General features: G+C 40.3%; 10 protein-coding genes and 3 pseudogenes. 9 read left to right on the top strand and 4 right to left on the bottom strand.

Translation table 11 applies throughout. The features are described 5' to 3' along the window. Positions 1-588: 588 nt before the first annotated feature. Positions 589-981, bottom strand: coding sequence for a VOC family protein (locus ACMZ6U_RS03850; RefSeq protein ID WP_218654131.1), 393 nt, complete (start codon positions 979-981; stop codon positions 589-591). 102 nt (positions 982-1083) lie between these two features. Beyond that, positions 1084-1751 (bottom strand): annotated as a pseudogene (locus ACMZ6U_RS03855) (NAD(P)H-dependent oxidoreductase). Positions 1752-1887: 136 nt separating this feature from the next. Here ACMZ6U_RS03855 and ACMZ6U_RS03860 point away from each other — a divergent pair. Both ACMZ6U_RS03860 and ACMZ6U_RS03865 read left to right on the top strand, forming a co-directional pair. After that, entirely contained in the window at positions 1888-3414 is a 1527-nt protein-coding gene (locus ACMZ6U_RS03860) for a ClC family H(+)/Cl(-) exchange transporter (protein ID WP_416106419.1), read from the top strand. A 14-nt stretch (positions 3415-3428) separates the two neighbouring features. After that, positions 3429-3989: a TIGR00730 family Rossman fold protein gene (locus ACMZ6U_RS03865; RefSeq protein ID WP_416106403.1), complete on the top strand. Its 561-nt coding sequence runs from the start codon at positions 3429-3431 to the stop codon at positions 3987-3989. A gap of 47 nt (positions 3990-4036) precedes the next feature. On the opposite strand, the gene ACMZ6U_RS03870 is transcribed toward ACMZ6U_RS03865, so the two are convergent. Further along, complete coding sequence (locus ACMZ6U_RS03870; protein ID WP_416106405.1) at positions 4037-5122, bottom strand: M24 family metallopeptidase; 1086 nt, start codon at positions 5120-5122, stop codon at positions 4037-4039. Positions 5123-5317: 195 nt separating this feature from the next. Between ACMZ6U_RS03870 and ccpA the strand changes: the two genes are divergently transcribed. After that, positions 5318-6319, top strand: a complete 1002-nt coding sequence (gene ccpA, locus ACMZ6U_RS03875) for a catabolite control protein A (RefSeq protein WP_416106407.1) — start codon at positions 5318-5320, stop codon at positions 6317-6319. Between the two features lie 189 nt (positions 6320-6508). After that, positions 6509-14665: a ZmpA/ZmpB/ZmpC family metallo-endopeptidase gene (locus tag ACMZ6U_RS03880; protein ID WP_416106409.1), complete on the top strand. Its 8157-nt coding sequence runs from the start codon at positions 6509-6511 to the stop codon at positions 14663-14665. An 87-nt stretch (positions 14666-14752) separates the two neighbouring features. Here the strand turns inward: ACMZ6U_RS03880 and ACMZ6U_RS03885 are convergent. Then, positions 14753-16299 (bottom strand): annotated as a pseudogene (locus tag ACMZ6U_RS03885) (IS1182 family transposase). Positions 16300-16791: 492 nt separating this feature from the next. Here ACMZ6U_RS03885 and ACMZ6U_RS03890 point away from each other — a divergent pair. The 5 genes and pseudogenes from ACMZ6U_RS03890 to ACMZ6U_RS03910 all read left to right on the top strand — a co-directional run. Continuing rightward, on the top strand, positions 16792-18243 hold the full coding sequence (locus ACMZ6U_RS03890) for an alpha-amylase (protein ID WP_416106411.1): 1452 nt from the start codon (positions 16792-16794) through the stop codon (positions 18241-18243). 72 nt (positions 18244-18315) lie between these two features. Continuing rightward, the gene (locus ACMZ6U_RS03895) at positions 18316-19314 is read left to right on the top strand and encodes a glycosyltransferase (RefSeq protein WP_416106413.1); all 999 of its coding nucleotides are present in this window, start codon (positions 18316-18318) and stop codon (positions 19312-19314) included. A gap of 1 nt (position 19315) precedes the next feature. Continuing rightward, positions 19316-20659, top strand: coding sequence for a glycosyltransferase family 4 protein (locus ACMZ6U_RS03900; RefSeq protein WP_416106415.1), 1344 nt, complete (start codon positions 19316-19318; stop codon positions 20657-20659). Between the two features lie 398 nt (positions 20660-21057). Further along, complete coding sequence (gene thrS / locus ACMZ6U_RS03905) at positions 21058-23013, top strand: threonine--tRNA ligase (protein WP_416106417.1); 1956 nt, start codon at positions 21058-21060, stop codon at positions 23011-23013. 203 nt (positions 23014-23216) lie between these two features. Further along, positions 23217-23669, top strand: a pseudogene (locus tag ACMZ6U_RS03910) (IS982 family transposase); the annotation flags it as partial.

Here is a 23669-nt window from a genome sequence, read left to right on the forward strand (position 1 = left end):
TTTAGACCATTTATAGGTGCGGTGTTTGGAGAAATAGGGTTCAAGTTGAGCCCATTCTTGATCAGTTAAATCAGTATCATATGCTTTTCGTGTCATATCTTTAGTTTAACATTTTTTATGAATACAGGTTCTAAGTCATGTGGGACCTTTTGCATACAATCAAAAAGCCCTATAACATCCGTAGTGGATTTACCCACTACAGTCTTATAGAGCCCTTCTTTTTGAGGTTTGTCTTTTTTTCTTATATTATCTTTTGAAGCATCGGAAGTTTACTGATCATGACAGGAACAAGATTAGACGGCTATTATCGGATGATTACGGCTTCTCAACTAAATCGTAGTTGAGGGTAAAATTAACGAAAATATTCACTTGTTAAAGAAAATAATCCACAGAAAAAAGTTGATCTAGTCTGCAGAAGCCAAGTTGTTGTTGATTATATTTGGTTTTTCCTTGTGAAACGAGGCAACTCTCGTAATCTATTTTGACTTTATTATAGTCTTAAAACACAAAAAAGTCCATAGACAGATAATTCTAAGGACCTTTTCGTTAATCTAAACACTTCTCAATCGAGAAGTGTTTTTGATCTTATTAATCACGTCCTTCAAAGACTGGAAGGCTGATGATTTCAATTTTGTAGCCATCTGGATCTGTAAGGAAGTAGAACATTGGTTTTTGATCTGGCAATCCTTTGATATCAGTAATGGTATAACCAGCTTCTTCATGAGCTTTATGAAGGCCTTCGATATCTTCAACGCCAAGTGCGATGTGACCATAACCGTCACCAATTTCATAGGCACCGTGGCCGTAGTTATAAGTCAATTCAAGTTCGTACTCATAACCTTCGGCACGAAGATAAACAATCGTAAATTCTTGCTCAGGGAAGTCTAAGCGGCGGTCTTCAGTCAATGACAAAGCATCAGCGTAGAATTTTAATGAAGCGTCTAAATCTTTAACGCGAACACACGTATGTAATGGTTTCATAATAGTCTCCTTTTTGAAAATGCCAAGCATTTCTTAGTTCACCTAACATTTTATCAAAAAGTCTAGTCTTTTGCTAATGATAGTACTTATTTATTAGCCACCTTAGTTAAAGATTGAAATAACATCCTGACGATCTTTACGTTTACGAGGGTGTTTCGGATCTTCTAGACGATAGCCTAGTGACAGCATACTGGCAATCCCTTCTTTTTCGATGTCAATAACACCATGTTGAGCCAAAATAGCATTGACTTTAACATAAGGGAAGCCTTCAATTGGGCAAGAGTCAATTCCCAGTAAAGCAGCAGAAGTCATCATGTTACCTAAGGCAATGTAAGTTTGTTTGGCAGTCCAATCCCAGAGACGACGCTCATCGTCTGCGATTTCCATGTCAGATTCTTGGAAGATTTGGTATTGTTTCAAGCGAGCATCTAAGGCTTCTGGATCAGAAATACCACGGCGAACTAAACTATTGTAGACCGATTGACTATCGTAACGGGCGTTTTTCTCAGCGATTAAAAGAATAAAATGGCTGGCTGTTTCTAACTGCGATTTAGCGCCCCAAGAAACAGCTTTGATGGCCTCTTTGACGGCTGTATTTTCCAAAATGATAAAACGCCATCCCTCTAATCCGATAGATGATGGGCTCAACCAAGCAGCGTCTAAGATAGTCTCCAAGTCTTCTTGAGGAATTTTTTATCTTGATAGACACGCATGGCAACACGTTTTTGATAAGCATCTTGTAATTGTTGACGAATGTTTTGATTATCCATAATGTCTCCTTTTCTTTGGAGATATGATACCATTTTCTGCTTATGGTGACTATGATTGACCCTTGAAAGTCTATCTTGAAACGTGATAAGATAGAGATATTTAGGATAAGTTTGACAGGAGGAATTATGGACCAACATCAAAAGGCAAGAGCGTATTTATCAGAATCAATTTTGTTTCTCATTTTTTAGAGGCATTATCGTTGGCTTGATTGCAGGAATTGTGGTCAGTAGTTTCAGGTTATTGATTCAGGTACTTTATGAAAAATTTTTGCACTTATATGAATTGGCGCATGAGCATTCTATTTATCTCATCCTTATTTTGGGCTTGTATATTCTAATATCTCTATTTGTGGGGAAATTATTACTGTCAGAACCGCAAATTAAGGGATCTGGTATTCCTCAAATTGAAGCGGAATTGAAAGGACTTATACATCTAAACTGGTGGAGCGTGCTCTGGAAAAAATTCGTGACAGGTCTTTTAACCATTTCCAGTGGGATGCTCTTAGGGCGTGAAGGTCCTAGCATTCAACTGGGTGCTATGGTTGGTAAAGGGGTCGCAAGTAAGTTTAGGTTGACTTCTTTTGGTGAGAAAACCTTGATTGCCAGCGGTTCGGCAGCAGATATTGCAGCAGCTTTTGGGGCGCCGATAGCAGGTCTTCTTTTTGTCGTTGAAGAAGTCTATCACCATTTTTCCAGAACGGTCTGGATTACAACACTAACAGCTAGTTTAACGGCTGACCTTGTTTCAAAACACTTTTTTGGTATGGGATCTGTTCTAGAGTTTCCCTCCAATTTAGCGCCGCTCCCTCTGAACGTTTATTGGCTTTATCTGATAATGGGGTTAATTTTTGGCTTATTGGCTTTTGTCTATGAAAAAGTGGTATTGGTTGCTGGTGATTACTTTCAGATACTTGGAAAATTTTTTCATCTCAAACCAGCCTACTTTAGCATCCTTGCGCTGATTAGTGTTATACCCTTGATCTACTTTCTCCCCATACTATCAGGCGGTGGCCATGACGTTATCGTGACTCTCTCAGAACTCAATCTCGGTTTTTGGGTCTTGCTGAGCTGGCTTATTATCCGCTTTGTCTATTGTATGATTTCTTATGGTAGCGGTGTTCCTGGTGGTATTTTCTTGCCAATACTATCCTTAGGAGCCTTATCAGGTGCGGCCTTTGGTGCCTTGGCTATTCAACTTAACGTGATAGATGGACATATGTTTAGCCTTTTTGTTATCGCGGAGATGAGTGCATACTTCGGCGCCGTATCAAAAGCTCCTCTAACCGCTATTGTCTTAGTCTGTGAAATGGTGGGAAACTTGTCACAACTTATGCCGCTCGCCTTCGTAACCTTGATTTCTTATACCGTCATGGATTTACTCAAAGGAGCTCCAGTATATGAAGCCATGCTGGACAAAATGTTTGTGGATAAGGAAGTCCAAGTCTCTGAAAAACTCATGTTACTGCAGTGGCCAGTCTCAGATAAAATTGCTGGCAAGCAGGTCAGAGAGCTAGAATTCCCGCAACAGATTTTGATTACCAACCAAGTGGTTAATGGTAAAAACGAAGTGGTATCCGGCTCATCGGTGCTTTATTTAGCCAATACCATTGATATTATCATTCGGGAGTCTGATCGACATTTAGCTGAAAAATATTTACTTTAAGTTAGGAGAATGCTATGAAATTGACGATTTTTTGTGGTGCTAGTTCAGGAAAAAATCCTGTCTATGCTGAGAAAACGAAACATTTGGCGGCTTGGATGGTAGCCAATAATCACAGTCTCGTCTTTGGCGGAGGTAAGGTTGGTTTGATGGGGATTATGGCAGATAGCCTGATCGCTGCTGGCTGTGAGACAATAGGTGTCATGCCTACCTTTCTAAAAGAGCGTGAAATTGCTCATACTGGTTTAAGTCAACTGATTGTGGTAGACGATATGCCCAGCCGCAAAGCTAAAATGATGCATTTGGGTCAAGCTTTTATTGCCCTTCCTGGCGGTCCAGGAACCCTAGAAGAGATTTCAGAAGTTATTTCCTGGTCACGGATTGGACAAAATGATAAACCTTGTGTTCTATATAATATTGACGGCTATTTTAACCATTTGAAAGCACAAATTGCCCACATGGTCCAAGAAGACTTTCTCAGTCAAGAAGATAGGGATAAAGTCCTTTTTACAGATGATATTGATGCAATCGCCAATTTTATCAAGGACTATCAAGCACCTCAAGTTAGAGAATATTAAAAACAGCTGATCTAGGTCAGCTGTTTTTAATATTTAATTATTGGTATCTATCCTTCAAAGTAAAGTAATTCTTTTGGTGTTTTAGTGAAAGTCTCAAAACCATTTTTAGTCACGTAGCCACAGTCTTCGATACGGACACCGACTCTACCAGGAATATAGATGCCAGGTTCAACAGAGAAACACATGCCTTCTTGGATTTCCATATCATTACCAGCCATGATAGACGGGAATTCATGGACATCCATACCGATTCCGTGTCCAAGACGATGGTTGAAGTAGTCACCGTAGCCAGCTTTTTCAATTACCATTCGAGCAGCAGCATCAACTTCGGCTGCTGTAACACCAGGTTTGATAAAGTCTTGTGCGGCTAATTGTGCCTCCAAACAAAGCTCGTAAATATCTTTTTTGAACTGATCTGGTTGACCAACAGCAACGGTACGCGTCATATCACTGGTATAACCACCAGTTTCAACACCTAAATCAAAGAGAAGGAGCGCATTGTTTTCAATATGATTGGTTCCAGGAATACCATGAGGGTTAGCAGCGTTATTGCCAGTGAGAACCATAGTGTCAAAGCTCATCTTGGAAATGCCTTGTTTTTTGAGTTCAAATTCAATCTGTGCGATGATATCGGTTTCGGTGCTATCGAGTGAAATGTTATCAAATCCTATTTGTACAGCCTTGTCAGCCCATTCACCAGCCACCAACATCTTGTCGATTTCATCTTGAGATTTGATCAGGCGCATGTTTTGTACCAAAGGAGTTAAGTTAACAAAGGCTCCAGTGAAGATAGTTTCTAGTCCTTTAAACTTAGTAACATTAAGATTGTCAAATTCTACTGCAACTTTAGCAAAATCAGTTTGTGGCAAGATAGCTCTTATTTTTTCCCATGGATTTTCGGAATCTTGGTAGCCGATAACTGGGAAGTTGAGTGTATTTTCAGCGCGTACAGCATCTAGTTCTGGTAGGAAAAGAATTGGTTGCTTATCAGCTAGCAAAAAGAGAAACATGTAACGTTCATGAGGGTCGCTAGCGAAACCTGTTAGGTAGTTGATGGTTACAGGATCAGAAATAACCGCAGCTGCCACATCTTGTTTGAGTAAATTTTCTAAAAGCAAATCAATTTTTGTCATATCATCCCTTCTTTCTGACTCTTATTTTTTCAGAAAATACCTTAAAAATCAAGCTTTTACAGTTTTTTTCTCCAGATTCTCAAATAAATTAACGAAAAAATATCGTTAGACTTGAAAGTGTTTCCAAATCATGATAGTATATTTGATGAAAGCGTGATTTTCAAATAATAAAAATCAAATGAAAGGAAACGATTTATGAATACAGATGATACTATTACGATTTACGATGTTGCCAGAGAAGCTGGTGTATCGATGGCAACAGTTAGTCGAGTTGTCAATGGAAACAAAAATGTTAAAGAAAACACTCGGCAGAAAGTACTAGAGGTTATTGACCGTTTAGACTACCGTCCAAATGCCGTAGCCCGTGGTCTTGCTAGCAAAAAGACAACAACAGTTGGGGTTGTTATCCCAAATATTTCAAATGCTTATTTTGCCCTCTTAGCCAAAGGGATTGATGATATCGCTGAAATGTACAAATATAACATTGTACTGGCGTCAAGTGATGAGAACGACGATAAGGAAGTCAATGTTGTTAACACGCTTTTTGCCAAGCAGGTTGATGGCATTATCTTTATGGGACATCGCCTAACGGATAAAATTCGTGCTGAGTTCTCACGTTCAAGGACACCAGTAGTTCTTGCAGGTACCATTGACTTAGAACATCAATTACCAAGTGTTAATATTGATTATGAAAAGGCTGTTGAAGGAGTGGTATCTGACCTAGCTAAAAATCACCAAAAAATCGCCTTTGTCTCAGGACCGCTTCTTGATGACATCAATGGTAAAGTTCGTCTAGCAGGCTATAAGGATGCCCTTAATGCTAATGGCATTGATTACACTGAAGGGCTTGTTTTTGAGGCTAAATACCGTTATGAAGATGGTTACGAATTGGCAGAACGTGTGATTAATTCAGGTGCAACAGCTGCTTATGTTGGAGAAGATGAACTAGCTGTGGGACTCTTGAATGGACTCTTTGCGGCTGGTAAACGTGTGCCAGAAGACTTTGAAATTATGACAAGTAATGATTCTGAAATTGTCAAATACACACGTCCTAACTTATCTTCAATCAATCAACCAATTTACGATTTGGGTGCCGTTGCCATGCGGATGTTAACTAAAATCATGAACAAAGAAGAATTGGAAGAAAAAGAAATCATTCTTAATCATGGCGTAACAAAACGCGATTCAACGAAATAGATAATACTGTGCATTCATAATTCTAAAGTTTGAAAAGACAACACGTAAGATAAAAGTTGTCTTTTTTATTTTTCAGACAACGTTAATTAATTGAAGCAATAGACAAAAGCATGCTATAATAAGCTCGAGTATTTAATACACAAAATAGCGTTTTTTAATAATTTAATAAACAGAGGAGTGACTGTCGTCATGTTTTTTAATGAAAAAAGATTAACATTTTCGATTCGAAAATTTTCAGTGGGTGTAGCCTCTGCCATAGTTGGTGTGGCTTTACTTGGAAGTGTTTTGCCAGCTAAAACAGTCTCTGCCAATGACGAACTGATTCAAAATCAACAGTTGGGGACCAAAACTATCCAATATAAATATGTTCTTGAGTCTGATTTGACTGAGGATGAAAAGTTGAGAATTCAAGAAGAATTGCCTAATTATCAAGTGGGAGATTATGATACCTATTTCATGGTTTATCGACCAAAAAGTGACACTCTCCCTAGTACGGGAAACAAAGGTGCCGACTTATTACTCGCATCTGCAGGAGTAAGCTTATTGGTGCTTGTTTTTCTGCGACACAAGCGTCAAAAAGCAATGTTATCAACGATAGTTATTCTTGGGGCAACCAGTGCTATTAGTGTTTCTGCTATTTCTTCAGGTCTATTATCACATCATGACAAATCTTTTACCTTGTCTGTTGGAACAACCATTCCTGAAACAAAAATAGAAATTGATCAATATGAGTTTGTAGGCTATATTTTGGATGCAGCTAGTGAACAAGCTTTCAATGATTTTTCTCAGCCAATTGTTCCTGTCAATCAAGCTAATTCTTTGGGTGATGTTGATACGACTCTTCCTAAGAGTATCTCAGAGGCTTTATTAAGTGAGGTATCTCATTCAGAAGTTACAAGTCTTTCAGAAGCATCAACCAGTGAGATAGCTCAATCAGAAGTTCTAAGTAATTCAGAGGTCTCAACAAATGAGACTCCGTATTCAGAAATTGTAAGTGCTTCAGAAGTTTCAACTAGCGAACTCTCACCATCAGAAGCTGTGGTAATCTCTGAAACGTCACCTCTTGTAACGACAAACCATATTGAAGTACCATATGAGACAATTTATCAAGATGATGCGACTATAGTAGTGGGGCAGGAAAATATCGTTCAAGCTGGTCAAAACGGGCTTAAACGTCTCACTTATCATAATGGACAATTGGTGTCTGAAGAAGTGACGGTTGCACCGATAGCTCAGATTATCCGCCGTGGCACTAAGGCAGCACAACCAGAAACCAGTATCAGTACCAGTACTGTAGTGAGTGAAATGGTTTCAATGAGTACAAGTATTGTAACCAGCGTAGTATCAAGCACTACTATGGTAACCAGTACAAGTATCGTAGCCAGTGATAGTGATTCCTTGGCAACCTCAGAAGTTTTGAGCGAATCTATAGTGACATCGGAAGTAACCTCAGAAGTTGAGGTTCCAATTGTAGTCCCTGTTGAGTCAACTATTTCTACAGAAATATCAGTGTCTCCAAGTGAGTCAGCAACTGCCATTCCTCTGCCATCAGAAGAGAATGTGACTTCTGAAATTAGTATTAGTCAGTCTCCTGAAACAAGCCAATCTGTCAGCGATGCGATTAGTACGAGTACATCTTCAGTATCAGAAACTGCAGAATTACCAACGGTCACAGATCCTATTATCTCTAGTGACATTGAAGAAACTATCGAAATCATCTCATCTCCAGTCATTGAGGAGATTGATGATAATCTTTGGGAAGATGAAACTCAAACCATTGAAGGTAGTGATGGAGAGACGTTAGTAACAAGAACCTATCAAACCATTGATGGTGTTCGTCAACCGAACCCTGTCGTAACTGAAACCGTAATCCTTGAGGCTCAACCTACGATTATTAAAGTAGGAACGAAACCCATTAGAGGTAGTGTGTCAGAGAGCTTTGAACGTCCAATTGCCTTTGATGTTCGCTACGAAGATGATCCTAATGCCCTAATTGGTACTAGTTATACCAAACAGGATGGTCAGGATGGCTTAGAACTTGTTACGTTAACTTATGACACTATCAAAGGTGACAAAGACGGTCAACCTTTAGAGACAGTAGAAACCCTTCGCCCAGCAGTTCCTCAAATTATTGTGCGAGGGACTAGTGACATTGAAGAAACTATCGAAATCATCTCATCTCCAGTCATTGAGGAGATTGCTGATAGTCTCTGGGAAGATGAAACTCAAACCATTGAAGGTAGTGATGGAGAGAGGTTAGTAACAAGAACCTATCAAACCATTGATGGTGTTCGTCAACCGAACCCTGTCGTAACTGAAACCGTAATCCTTGAGGCTCAACCTACGATTATTAAAGTAGGAACGAAACCCATTAGAGGTAGTGTGTCAGAGAGCTTTGAACGTCCAATTGCCTTTGATGTTCGCTACGAAGATGATCCTAATGCCCTAATTGGTACTAGTTATACCAAACAGGATGGTCAGGATGGCTTAGAACTTGTTACGTTAACTTATGACACTATCAAAGGTGACAAAGACGGTCAACCTTTAGAGACAGTAGAAACCCTTCGCCCAGCAGTTCCTCAAATTATTGTGCGAGGGACTAGTGACATTGAAGAAACTATCGAAATCATCTCATCTCCAGTCATTGAGGAGATTGCTGATAGTCTCTGGGAAGATGAAACTCAAACCATTGAAGGTAGTGATGGAGAGAGGTTAGTAACAAGAACCTATCAAACCATTGATGGTGTTCGTCAACCGAACCCTGTCGTAACTGAAACCGTAATCCTTGAGGCTCAACCTACGATTATTAAAGTAGGAACGAAACCCATTAGAGGTAGTGTGTCAGAGAGCTTTGAACGTCCAATTGCCTTTGATGTTCGCTACGAAGATGATCCTAATGCCCTAATTGGTACTAGTTATACCAAACAGGATGGTCAGGATGGCTTAGAACTTGTTACGTTAACTTATGACACTATCAAAGGTGACAAAGACGGTCAACCTTTAGAGACAGTAGAAACCCTTCGCCCAGCAGTTCCTCAAATTATTGTGCGAGGGACTAGTGACATTGAAGAAACTATCGAAATCATCTCATCTCCAGTCATTGAGGAGATTGCTGATAGTCTCTGGGAAGATGAAACTCAAACCATTGAAGGTAGTGATGGAGAGAGGTTAGTAACAAGAACCTATCAAACCATTGATGGTGTTCGTCAACCGAACCCTGTCGTAACTGAAACCGTAATCCTTGAGGCTCAACCTACGATTATTAAAGTAGGAACGAAACCCATTAGAGGTAGTGTGTCAGAGAGCTTTGAACGTCCAATTGCCTTTGATGTTCGCTACGAAGATGATCCTAATGCCCTAATTGGTACTAGTTATACCAAACAGGATGGTCAGGATGGCTTAGAACTTGTTACGTTAACTTATGACACTATCAAAGGTGACAAAGACGGTCAACCTTTAGAGACAGTAGAAACCCTTCGCCCAGCAGTTCCTCAAATTATTGTGCGAGGGACTAGTGACATTGAAGAAACTATCGAAATCATCTCATCTCCAGTCATTGAGGAGATTGCTGATAGTCTCTGGGAAGATGAAACTCAAACCATTGAAGGTAGTGATGGAGAGAGGTTAGTAACAAGAACCTATCAAACCATTGATGGTGTTCGTCAACCGAACCCTGTCGTAACTGAAACCGTAATCCTTGAGGCTCAACCTACGATTATTAAAGTAGGAACGAAACCCATTAGAGGTAGTGTGTCAGAGAGCTTTGAACGTCCAATTGCCTTTGATGTTCGCTACGAAGATGATCCTAATGCCCTAATTGGTACTAGTTATACCAAACAGGATGGTCAGGATGGCTTAGAACTTGTTACGTTAACTTATGACACTATCAAAGGTGACAAAGACGGTCAACCTGTAGAGACAGTAGAAACCCTTCGTCCAGCAGTTGCTCAAATTATTGTGCGAGGGACTAAGGAAGAAACAGAAGCGGATAAACAATCGCCCCTTGTTTTACCAAACAAACAAGTGGTATCAGTTGGGGAACGGCCTATTCCAGAACTCAGCCTTCAAACGGAATTGCTAACCAATGTTGCTGACTATTCGTGGGTGACGGAACCTGTGACTAGTGCTGTTGGTAGCGATATCCCAGGTCGTATTCGAATTAGTTACACTGATAATTCTACTGATGAAGTAGATGTTACCATTGATGTCATCGTACAAAAGTCAAAACCTGTATTGACCTTCGAACGGCTAATTGAACATGATGACGATAAGAAAGTCACACTAAACTACGACTTGACAGATCCAACGGATGCTTATCTATCTGCCAAGATTGAAATTGTCGACGATAAGGGACAGGTTGTCAAAACGCAGGAGCTGATTCATTTTGATGACTTTGATGTGACGGGCCTAGGTTGGTATACTCCATATACCTTAAGAACGACCCTTACTTATGACATTGGAGCAGGTCCTCAAACGGAAGCCTTGGAAGAAGTTCCTTTTGAGTTGGAGTACAAGAAAGTTGAAATCAAGCATGTTGATCGTGTTGAGCTTTACCAAAAGTTAGCGAATGGTAGCTATCAAAAAGTAGCTAGACTCGAAAACAATCCGACAGACCTTTCTTCTTATTATGTCAAGGTATTAGATGACAAGAGAAGGGCGATTTACTTGTCCGTCATCGACTCGACACAAACCCAAGTCGGTGATCAAACAGTTTACCAGATGCGTGCCACAGCTCCTCAGCTAATTGAATATATTGGTGGGGATACGGACAACCAGGCAGATTATCGTTTCTACATTCCGAAGTTCATTCCATCAGCAAATGGTAAATACACCCGTTTTGACGACTTGATCAAAGCTATCACGGAAGATCCGACAGGGACGTTTGAATTGGCAGATCATCTGGATGCCAGTGATTTCCAATTGGCAGATGGTGCTACTAGCTATATCCCGGGTAATTTCTCAGGAAGTTTAAATGGAGCCAATCATAGCATTACAGGCTTGAAACTTCCTTTATTCCATACCTTAAAAGGTGCCTTTACCATTCGGGATCTTGATTTGAAAGAGGTAGCGATTGTTCAGCCAAACGCTATTCAAATTGGAGCTTTGGCAAGATACACAGAAGGCATTAGCGGTCAGAGCCATATCACTAATGTTGCTGTTGAAGGCAATATAACAGGAAACCGATTAGTCGGTGGTGTGATTTATCAAGCCCGTAATACTACATTTGAGAATATTTCCTTTGAAGGAAATATTGACACCACAACCAGCTCTAGCACGAATATTTCAGGTGGTTTAGTCGCTTATCTCAGAGACAGCAGTACGATCAATAAAGGAAAAGTTGATGCTGTTATTACGGTCAATGCCAATGAAAACCCAGGACAATTCCATATTGGAGCCGTGTCTGGTGCAGCTGAAGTCAATGCGAGCCTACCAGAAGGCAGCATTCGAAATGTTAGCGCTACAGGTCACATTATCAACAAAGGTAAGGCGACAGCTAATATCGGCGGTGTGGTCGGTTCTACAACCCAACCGACACGGATTCGCAATGTTATTAGCAGTGTCGATGTAACCAATGGACAGGCCCTTATCGGACGAGCGGGATCACCTATGGCTTTAGATGGAACTGTTGTTCAAGTAGAAGGCACGTCATCCAATACTACTGAAGATGTCCCAACTATTTCAGAGCAAGACGCTCCAGATGTTATAGATGCTATGGCTATTACAGTAACTGCTAGAGATACTGATCGTCGTGACTTGAATGCATACGATGTTCAATATGGTCAGGTAGCAGGTTACCAAGCGAGTCATCAAGTGATCTATGAAAACCTTGAGAAGCTGCAACCGTTTTACAATAAAGAATCTATCGTCAATCAAGGCAATCTACTACCAGCAGGTCACGAGCTAGCGACCAAGACACTTCTGTCAGTGACACCAATGTCTGACCAAGATTTTGTCTCAAATTATGCAGCAGACAGAGAAAAAATCACTAAAATCCTGCTTTATTTTGCGGATGGTAGCAAAACAGAGCTTGCTGTTACTTATCTCGATACCTTTAAAGATACTGGGATTCTAGAGTATAGGATTGATGAGTTGGGGATTTTGTATACACCAGAACAAGTCTTGAACCACTATACGCGATTGGTGGATCAGATTTTCCCTGAGTTGGATAGCTTGGATTATTATGATCCATCAATCCTTGCAGCGCTTGGCAAGTCTGGAAATACCACTGATATGGATAAACTTTACCTCAAAGAATCCTATGATCAAATAAAAAATGATTTGACCCATGTCCTTCAATCTGTCTTTGCGACATCGGACGTTATGGCAACAGATCGTACGCATCTAGCGCAATATGCCCTGGATAATAAGGAAGCGCTCATAATGGGACTTGCTTATGTCAATCGTTGGTATGATATCGACTTTGGTGCTGTAAATGCCAAAGAGCTCATTATGTATCATCAAGATATCTTTGGACAATCGACCAATACGTTGGAATGGCTGATCAGTATCGGTAAGACTTATGACAGCGTGAGAATGATCAACCATTTGGACACCTACGCATCTACAACCAAGGGCCATACTGGTCGAGATAGTTTCTTTGACTACCTCAGCTTCTACCGCACCCTCTTTACCAATATGGATGAAAATACCTGGTTTAAGGAGGCATCAGAAGCCTATATTGTCGAAGCACCCTCTATTGCCAATCCGGATGCCGAAGTCAGAGCCTATCATAAATTGCTCAATGATGCAGAAGCGCGTAAGTACATCTTGCCACTGTTGACTGTTCGTGAGGGGATCTACTATATTTCAAATATGTCAACCATCAATTTCGGTATGTATGATCGTTACTTTGACATGAATCTCAAGACAACTGATCCAGAACGTTATGCACAAGAAGTTGAAAAGGTTGAAGCCAAAGTGGATGCCATGAATATTCGACTCCGTGATCATTTTGATTTCTGGTACCGCATGTCGCTAGAGACTGTTAAAGACCGCAATGTTAAGACCGTACCTAACTGGGATGGTTATTACCTAAATCGTAAGGGGCAAAATCAAAATAAATGGTTGCCGATGCTTGGCGCTGATGCTAATGATGCTATCAGAGATTTCTTTGGTCCATTAGAAGGTAGTCATGGTTCCCATTTTAAAGGCAATGGTTCAGGAGCCTATGCAACGGGTAGTCTGACTCGCTTTATCGTTTCGAAACTACTGGATGATGCCTCTATTTATACTCATGAAATGGTCCACAATTCAGATGGCAGCATTTACTTGGGTGGCTATGGCCGTCGTTTTGGACAACGAGCAGAGCTCTATGCTCAAGGTCTCTTGCAAGCACCTTACCATCCAAACACAGAGAACTTTGGCATCAATACTATCTTTGATTACAGAGGTACAAGCGCTGAGACGGCTGATACTCGTTACCAAGCCTTGTCACCGGATCGTTTCCAAGATTCTTCTGACTTAAAAGAGTATTTCAAAGGAAAGTTTGATGTTCTTTACACATTGGATCAGCTTGAAGCAGAAGCTATCCTGAAATTGTCTAAAGATGAACAACGCCGTTTCTTCAACAAGATTGAAAATACCTATGTCACGGATGCTGTCTTGGGTATTCCTACCCATGCTGGAAACACCATTCGTCGTTTAACCGAGGAAGAATTTCTCAACCTAAACTTGAATAGTATCAATGATTTGGTGGATAATGATCTAGTTAGTCATCGTCAGTTTAGCTTGCATGATGCAGATAGTAGGGATTACAACCGAAATGGGTACTATGACATTCCACTCTTCTCACCAATATATTCTGCACTCCACAATCCAAATGGAGCTCCGGGAGACCTCATGTTCCGCCGAATGGCCTTTGAATTGTTGGCTGAAAAAGGATATGAAGACGGCTTTTTACCGTATGTTTCAGACCAATTGGCCAATCAAGCTAGAGCCAGAGGCGATGTCGGAACAGAAACTTGGCCACGGAATCATGAGGTGGCTCGTGTTACAGATGACTTTGTCTTTAAAACAATCTTTAAGGATGAATATCAAGATTGGAAAGCATTCAAGAAGGCGATGTTTGAAAGACGTGCAGCCAAAATGGATGACCTTAAAGAAATCAGCATTACCTTTAATAATGAGGAGGTTGTGCTGAATTCACCAGAGAAGATCAGAGATCTCATGGACATGGCCTTGAAAGAAGATTTGAGACGTTTCTTGACATCCTATGAGGACACCAAGTCTCAACGAAATAATAACAACTATGCGCGTGATTCACGTGTCAAAGAATTGAAGGCAAAAATCTACAATGCCTATCTCCGCTTGACCAATGACTTTACAGATTCGATTTATCGAAACTAGAGCATTTGAGGAAATTGAAGAGTCTGAGACAAAAGTCTATCAGTCATAAAAAAATCAGAGATTCACGTTTGATGTGAGTCTCTGATTTTAATGTCTTATCCTTCTGGTATTGTATTTCAGTAGGTTATTGGCCATCAGAGCCAATCCCATGTCAATTTTTACTTGACGTTTGCCCTTAGTTGACAACGTTTGTACCCCAAACAAGCCTTTATCTGTCCAAAGACAGGCTCCACATCAACTTTACGTTGTGCGAAGATACGACTGCCTTCTTCAGATAAAAGCGCTTGACTCTCTTTTCGCTTTAATTCTTGGTATTTCTGGTTGCCATAGAGCCCTTTCTGAGGGGCTAGCTCAGGATAATCCGCCTTGTAACCCCTAATTTCCTGTTCAAATCCAGTAGTTGTTCTGTTGTTTTTGACATAGTCAAAATGATAATCCCAACCATCAGGATGGATGTAGGTATCGTTGATGTCATCATAAAGCCAGTTATTTAGATTCTTTGGAGATTGTTTCTGCTTTCTTGTCTGCTCCTTATCAAACATACTATATTTAATCAGGTGGTTAACGCCAAGTTGGTCTAGTAGGGTTAGGTTTTCTTCACTACCATAACCTGCATCTGCGACAACCATTTTAAGATCATGTGGGTAACTATCTAATAGTGGAAGGAGTGTTTTGGTATCGGTTGGATTTGGAAAGAAATCATAATGAAGAGCAAACTGATTTTCGGTAGCGATTTGAAGATTGTAGCCTCTGCTTTGAGTTGCCCGTTTCTCATAGGGACTCGCTTTTTCATTTTCAGGCTCGTGAATAAACAGTCTCTTCCCGGCACTGCACCCCAGACTGTTTCTTTCTTTCATCCGCATAAAGGTAGCGTCCGTGTCTGTCTTGGAAAAACGGTTGCGACCATCAAAGATTTCGTGGTAGTGTTCATACTTTTCAGAGCGAACTAAAAAATCATCTCTTCCTTTTCGGAGAACTTTCTTGAGCTTGCGGCGTTTGGTTTTTCTCTTATCCTTACCTTTGACAGGTTGCTTTTCAATAGTCTGATTTATCTCTTCTAATTCATTTTCCAAGAGAGTGACAAAGTCAGCTAACTGTTCAGATATGATCCCTTCTTCATCATCTAAGGAGATAGCTTCCTTAATGAGTGGACTAATGTCTTCTTGAAAGGTGTGACGGATGCTTTCTTGAAGTTTGGCAGAAAACTTATCAACATCCTTCTTCCCAAAAAAACGATATTTATTGGCGTTAGCTTCAATCTTAGTCCCATCAATAGACAGACAGTCCAGAGAAATGAAGTCTTCCATCTTGAGACGAAGAGTGAGCTCAATGAATAACTCTCGGATTAAATCCTCCATGACTTTGGCGACACGGAACGGATTAATGGTTCGATAACTCATCACTAGTTGACCTGTCAGATATTGCATGGCTAGGTTTTCTACCATTAGTTTTTCGATTTTGCGATCGGAGAAGACACCTTGAGTATAAGCGAATAAGAGAGCAGATAACAACATTTTAGGATGATAAGATGGGCGACCAAAGGTATGGTAGAAGTCATCGAAACCATCTTCCTCTAGTTCATTGACCACTTTTTCAATCGTGAAGACAATGTGGTCTTGTGGTAAGTAAAAGATAAGTTCAAGTGGCAATGTGGTTTGGTCTTTTTGATGTTTGCGTTCGTCTTGGCTTTTATCGTTAAGCCTTGGTATTTGGTCCTGCCATTTCTTTGCCTCGGCATCATCTTTTTTATTCAAGGGTTAGGCGAGTATTCTGATAAGTCATAATAGAAGTACGAGACTGGGACAAAAGTTCCGGTCTTTTTACAACATTCTAGTCAGTCAAGCAAGACGTAGTGGCTGATTGAGCCCTAAGTCGCTGATTTCAGAAACGTTTACAGATCTATTCCAATGTATAGAGGTGGGAGTGAAACGGTTTGGGGAGAGTCTATTTCAGCCCGATCATTGACATAAATGAGTGAGTGGGAATCGAACCTTTTTGAGTTATCGATTTCTGTCTCACTCTTTTTTGATTTGATGACTGAATCCAGAGACTTTCAGATATTCCTTTTGAACCCTTTGAAAAATCATGGTAAAATAGTCTAACAAATTAGGAAGTAGGTCGTGTGTATGAACGAAACCCTCATGCAATATTTTGAATGGTATTTACCTGCCGATTCCAAGCACTGGCAACGCTTAAAAGAAGATATCGATACTTTAAAAAAACTTGGTGTGAATAAAGTCTGGCTGCCACCAGCTTTTAAAGGAACAGGTGTAGAAGATGTTGGTTACGGGGTTTATGATCTTTTTGATTTAGGAGAGTTTGATCAAAAAGGAACGATTCCAACAAAGTACGGCACAAAAGATGAGTACCTAAGTGCGATAAAAGCGCTTAATGATGCTAACATTATGCCGATTGCTGATGTGGTCTTGAACCATAAGGCGAATGGTGACGATAAAGAGCGGTTTAAAGTCCTAAAAATGAATGATATCAACCGTCAAGAGCCTATTTCTGAACCCTATGATATTGAGGCATGGACTCGCTTTACCTTTCCCGGGCGTCAAAAACAATACGATGAGTTTGAATGGCATTGGTATCATTTTACTGGTATGGATTATGATGCCTTAACTAATGAAACAGGCTTATTCATGGTCATGGGTGATAACAAAGGCTGGGCTAATCAAGAGTCTGTAGATGGTGAAAATGGCAATTATGACTATCTCATGTTTAATGATGTTGACTTTAGGCACCCAGAAGTAGTTGCTAATCTCAAAAAATGGGTCGAATGGTTCTTAAAGACTAGCCAAGTAGGTGGTTTTCGTCTAGATGCCGTGAAACACATAGATTCTGATTTTATGGCAGAGTTTATCCGTTATATCCGTGACCATCTCAAAGAGGATTTGTATGTCTTTGGAGAGTATTGGAAGGATGATACCGATGAAACGCTTGACTATTTAGATGATGTTGATCTGCAATTTGATCTGGTTGATGTTGTTTTACATATGAACTTTTACCAAGCTTCTCAGGACGGCCAAGAGTTTGATTTGTCACAGATTTTGGAAGGAAGCTTGATGCAGAACCGCCCAGATTTTGCAGTGACCTTTGTGGACAATCATGACTCTCAAAGAGGGCAGTCCTTGGAGTCTACGGTGGCAGACTGGTTTAAACCACTTGCTTACAGCCTTATTATGCTGCGCCAGGAAGGAAAACCTTGTCTTTTCTATGGCGATTATTATGGTATTGAGGGGGAGTTTTCTCAAGCGTCATTCAAAGATATTATTGATAAACTGGCTTATTTACGACAAAATCATGTTTACGGTAATCAAGTCGATTACTTTAATCATCCTAACTGTATCGGCTGGGTCAATCAAGGGGATGAGGAACATCCAGAGCCCCTTGCAGTGGTTTTATCAAATGGTGATAGTGGCTGGAAAGATATGGAGCTAGGGACACTACACGCTGGTAGGATGTTTCATGATTTTCTTGGACATTGTCAGGAAGAAATCACCGTAGATGATCAGGGCTGGGCGAGATTCCCCGTCCAAGCTGGATCGGTTTCAGCCTGGGTTCCTAAAGATTAAGAAAGTCAGTCCTCGGACTGATTTTTTGTTTTCTTAATGAAAATGTCTCCTGAATACGTTATAATAGGCCTTATGAAAGTATTACTGTATTTAGAAGCAGCAGACCAGCTCAATAAGTCTGGGATTGGTCGCGCCATAAAGCACCAGCAGAAAGCATTAGAGTTAGCTGGCATTGATTATACGACAAATCCAGAGGATGATTATGATCTTGTTCATATCAATACCTATGGTATTAAAAGTTGGAAACTTCTTAAACAAGCTCAAAAAGCAGGCAAGCGCGTGATTATGCACGCCCACTCTACCAAAGAGGATTTTGAGAATTCGTTTATTGGCTCTAATCTGGTTGCGCCTCTTTTTAAGAAACATCTGATGCGTTTCTATCAAGCGGCGGATTATTTGATAACGCCAACGGACTATTCAAAGCGACTGATTCAATCATACGGCATTACCACACCGATAGTAGCAATTTCAAATGGTATCGACCTTTCTCGTTATCAGCAAAGCGATAGTAAGGAAGCGATTTTTAGGGCGCATTTCAACCTCAAAAAAGGTGATAAAGTCGTTATATCAGCAGGTCTTTTCTTTGAACGTAAGGGAATTGATGATTTTGTCAAAGTTGCTAAACTGATGCCTGATGTTACCTTTATTTGGTTCGGTCATATCAATCATTATCTGATTCCAAGTCATATCAGAAAGATTGTTGAAGGGGGACACCCAGAAAATGTCATCTTCCCTGGGTACATTAAAGGAGACATTTATGAGGGAGCGATGACAGGAGCAGATGCCTTCTTTTTCCCAAGTCGTGAAGAAACAGAAGGCATTGTTGTCTTGGAAGCTTTAGCTAGCCGACAAAATCTAGTCCTACGAGATATTCCTGTTTACCAAGGCTGGATTGACGAACGCTCAGCCTATCTGGCTAAAAATGTTGTCGGTTTTACTTATGCTTTAGAAAAAGTTATGACCGGGAAAGAAGACAAGACTGAAGCTGGCTATCAAGTTGCTGCTAGTAAGGATATTAAGCTGGTTGCCGAACAGCTAGCTACTGTCTATCAAAAAGTATTGGAGCTCTAAGATGAGAGTTGGACTATTTACAGATACCTATTTTCCGCAAATTTCAGGAGTAGCTACGAGCATCAAGACTTTGAAAACAGAGTTGGAAAAATTAGGACACGAGGTCTTTATTTTCACAGCAACGGAAAAAAATATCCGTGTTGATGAAGACCCAACCATCATCCGTTTACCAAGTGTACCCTTTGTGGCTTTTAGCGAACGTCGTATCGTGTATTCAGGCTTGTCATCTGCCTATAAGATTGCAAAGGAACATCATCTTGACATCATTCACACCCAAACTGAATTCAGTGTTGGGACCTTTGGTTGGATGATTGGTAAGGAATTGGGCATTCCAGTTGTGCATACCTACCATACGCATTACGAAGATTATGTCCACTATATTGCCAAGGGTCGTCTGATTCGGCCAGGGATGGTCAAGTATTTTGTGCGTCATTTCTTGAGGGATTGCGATGGCGTTATTTGCCCAAGCCCTATTGTTTTAAATGTTCTAGATTCTTACAAAGTTAAAATTCCTAAGCGGATTATTCCGACTGGGATTGATCTGCAACAATATGAACGCCCAGAAATCCAAGAATCTGACATTTTAGCCCTACGACAAGAGTTAGGAATTGGCAGTGATGAAACCATGCTCTTGAGTTTGTCACGCATTTCTTATGAAAAAAATATTCAAGCTTTGCTACGTGCCCTTCCAGAAGTCATTTCAGAAAATCCTAAAGTTAAGTGTGTTGTTGTTGGTGATGGGCCTTATCTTGATGCTTTAAAAGAGTTAGTTGCTGCTTTAGATATTCAAGACTATGTGATTTTTACTGGCATGGTGGCTCAAGATAGAACAGCTTACTATTACAAGGCGGCTGATTTTCTAGTATCTGCTTCAACTAGTGAGACACAAGGACTGACTTATACAGAGAGTCTGGCTAGTGGAACGCCTATTATCGCACACAGTAACTCTTATTTAGAAGATTTGATTGATTATCCAATGTTTGGCTATCTTTATGATGATGGTGAAGATATCAGTCAGGCAATTTTAAAGGCAATCACTGAGACGCCAGCGATGACTGAAGACTGCCTTTCTCATAAGTTATATGAGATGTCATCAGAACGCTTTGCCTTATCGGTCTATGAGCTTTACATTGATGCTATTATTTCAAAGAATTATCAAGTTAGTACCAGTCCATTTGCCTTGGATGGTAAGAAAAAATACACGCATATCAAGTTAATGAGAAATACTTTTGGTGTTCCTTCAACACTGGTTAGAACAACAGCTCAAACCTCCGTTAAAGTGATGAAAACCCCAAAATTACTCGTAGATCGTATTCGTAGTATTTCTCTTAGGGATCGTGATTGATCAAAAATAACTTTGAGCTTTCTCTTGACAAACCTGTAAAATGCAGGTATTCTAAATAACAGAAGACACGTCTGTCAGTCGTCATTTTTGAGAGAGTATCCGGTTGGTGCAAGGATACAAATGGCCTGATGAGATACTACTTCTCATGATTTTATGCAAACATAAAAGGGTGGCTCCCTTATCGCCATTAGAGTTCTAGGGGCTTTTTGTCGTCTCTGGATAAACTAAGGTGGAACCACGTTACGACGTCCTTTTTGAGGGCGTCGTATTTTGTTTTTAAGAAGCTGGATTCCTTCTTAAAATAGAAACATAATAATCACGAGTGATGTCTTAACCAATTGCCTAATAAGCTAGCAGGATGATAGGTCTTGCTTACTAAAAAACAAAAGGAGATTCTTATGATTAAGATTACTTTCCCAGATGGCGCTGTCCGCGAATTTGAATCGGGTGTATCAACAGTTGATATTGCTGAATCAATCAGCAAATCTCTTGCTAAAAAAGCTTTAGCTGGTAAATTTAACGGTCAGTTGTTGGATACTGTTCGTCCAATTACAGAAGATGGTTCGCTGGAAATCGTTACTCCAGATCATGAAGATGCTTATGATGTGCTCCGTCACTCAGCAGCTCACTTGTTTGCACAAGCAGCTAAACGTCTCTTTCCTAATCTTCGTTTAGGTGTTGGTCCTGCCATTCAAGATGGTTTCTACTACGATACTGACAATGAAGCAGGGCAAATTTCAAACGAAGACCTTCCTCGTATCGAAGAAGAAATGCAAAAAATTGTTCGTGAAAACTATCCATGTATTCGTGAAGAAATTTCAAAAGAAGAAGCGCTTGAACTTTTCAAGGATGACCCTTATAAAGTGGAATTGATCAGCGAGCATGCTGACGATGCTGCAGGTTTGACCATTTACCGTCAAGGTGAGTTTGTTGACCTTTGTCGCGGTCCACACATTCCTTCAACAGGTCATATCAAAGTCTTTAAACTGCTTAATGTAGCGGGTGCTTACTGGCGTGGGAATTCTGATAATGCCATGATGCAACGTGTTTATGGAACAGCTTGGTTTGATAAAAAAGATCTTAAAAATTACCTTAAAATGCGTGAAGAAGCTAAAGAGCGTGATCACCGTAAACTTGGTAAAGAACTTGATCTTTTCCTGATCTCACAAGAAGTTGGACAAGGATTCCCATTCTGGCTACCAAATGGTGCGACAATCCGCCGTACTTTGGAACGTTACATCACTGATAAAGAGTTGGCATCAGGTTATCAACACGTTTACACACCCCCTCTTGCTTCAGTTGAATTGTACAAAACATCAGGTCACTGGGAACACTACCAAGAAGATATGTTCCCAACCATGGATATGGGAGACGGTGAAGAAATCGTCCTTCGTCCAATGAACTGTCCTCATCATATCCAAGTTTATAAAAACCATGTGCGTTCATACCGTGAGTTGCCAGTACGTATCGCTGAGCTTGGGATGATGCATCGTTATGAGAAGTCAGGTGCTCTTACTGGTCTTCAACGTGTGCGTGAGATGACCTTGAATGATGGTCACATCTTCGTAACACCTGAGCAAATTCAGGAAGAATTCCAAAAAGCACTTCAATTGATCATTGATGTTTATGGAGACTTCAACCTTACTGACTATCGTTTCCGCTTGTCATATCGTGATCCTGAAGATAAGGAAAAATACTATGATAATGATGAGATGTGGGAAAATGCTCAAAGCATGCTTAAAGCAGCCCTTGATGAAATGGAATTGGATTACTTTGAAGCAGAAGGTGAAGCAGCTTTTTACGGTCCAAAACTTGATATTCAAGTCAAAACAGCTCTTGGTAATGAAGAAACCTTGTCAACGATCCAACTTGACTTCCTTCTTCCAGAGCGCTTTAACTTGTCATACATCGGTGCTGATGGTGAAGAACACCGTCCAGTCATGATCCACCGCGGTATCATCTCAACAATGGAACGCTTCACTGCTATCTTGATTGAAACTTATAAGGGTGCTTTCCCAACATGGCTTGCGCCACATCAAGTAACCGTTATTCCAATCTCAAATGAAGCTCACGTCGACTATGCTTGGGAAGTTGCTAAGAAACTTCGTGACCTTGGTATTCGTGCAGACGTTGACGAGCGTAATGAGAAAATGCAGTACAAGATTCGTCAAAGTCAAACCAGCAAAATTCCTTACCAATTGATTGTTGGGGATAAAGAGATGGAAGACAAATCTGTTAACGTCCGCTGTTATGGTAAGAAAGAAACAGAGACAGTATCTGTTGATAGCTTTATCGAAGCAATCCAAGCAGATATTGCTAGAAAATCTCGTCCAGTTGAAGAAGCAGCTGACTGAGATATGATATATAGTAGAACCAAGAAATCCGAAAGGGTTTCTTTGTTTATCTTGAAAATGATAGCTATTTTAGGTGAAAAGTATATTGTTAATTATTAGAATTAATAATATAATATACTCGTGGTGCTAGTTGATTTTCAACAACAATAAAAAGCCCAAAAGGACTATACTGTAAGTGATAAAACAAACAGGAGGTAGTCCCAATGAGCTACTTACAGTATACCGCTAAATCCCATCATTTACAATGGAATATCAAACAATTATCCCAAATCAGCTCTCAATTTTATCGCCATTACTGTCCCGATTCGTTGAAGCATCGTCGTAATATCAGTTTAGCCAAAATTTCAGATGAGTCACTGCTTGTTTTATTGCTACTCCAAGCTGAGTTAGGGATAACATCACAACGCCGTTTTTACAGGATTTGTCACCTTTTCTTTGGTCATAACTTACTAGAAAGAAGCCACTTTAATAGACGAACAAAACAATTGATTTGGTTGGTTCAACTCATTCGACAAGCCTTGAGTGGGGCAATCTCGCTAGATACTATTGTGATTATGGACAGTTTTCCATTGCCGCTTTGCCAGCCTATTCGTAATCATAGCGCCAAGATTTTCAATGATGTCGCTGATATTGGATATAATGCCGCTAAAAACCTT

The sequence above is a fragment of the Streptococcus pluranimalium genome, assembly GCF_047785745.1.
Taxonomy (GTDB): domain Bacteria; phylum Bacillota; class Bacilli; order Lactobacillales; family Streptococcaceae; genus Streptococcus; species Streptococcus pluranimalium_B.

Bases quoted from the DNA above. Each gene is read 5' to 3' on its own strand.
- ACMZ6U_RS03865 (WP_416106403.1), top strand. From the start codon at position 3,429: ATGAAATTGACGATTTTTTGTGGTGCTAGTTCAGGAAAAAATCCTGTC.
- ACMZ6U_RS03870 (WP_416106405.1), bottom strand. From the start codon at position 5,122: ATGACAAAAATTGATTTGCTTTTAGAAAATTTACTCAAACAAGATGTG.
- ACMZ6U_RS03895 (WP_416106413.1), top strand. From the start codon at position 18,316: ATGAAAGTATTACTGTATTTAGAAGCAGCAGACCAGCTCAATAAGTCT.
- ccpA (WP_416106407.1), top strand. From the start codon at position 5,318: ATGAATACAGATGATACTATTACGATTTACGATGTTGCCAGAGAAGCT.
- ACMZ6U_RS03890 (WP_416106411.1), top strand. From the start codon at position 16,792: ATGAACGAAACCCTCATGCAATATTTTGAATGGTATTTACCTGCCGAT.
- thrS (WP_416106417.1), top strand. From the start codon at position 21,058: ATGATTAAGATTACTTTCCCAGATGGCGCTGTCCGCGAATTTGAATCG.
- ACMZ6U_RS03880 (WP_416106409.1), top strand. From the start codon at position 6,509: ATGTTTTTTAATGAAAAAAGATTAACATTTTCGATTCGAAAATTTTCA.
- ACMZ6U_RS03850 (WP_218654131.1), bottom strand. From the start codon at position 981: ATGAAACCATTACATACGTGTGTTCGCGTTAAAGATTTAGACGCTTCA.
- ACMZ6U_RS03900 (WP_416106415.1), top strand. From the start codon at position 19,316: ATGAGAGTTGGACTATTTACAGATACCTATTTTCCGCAAATTTCAGGA.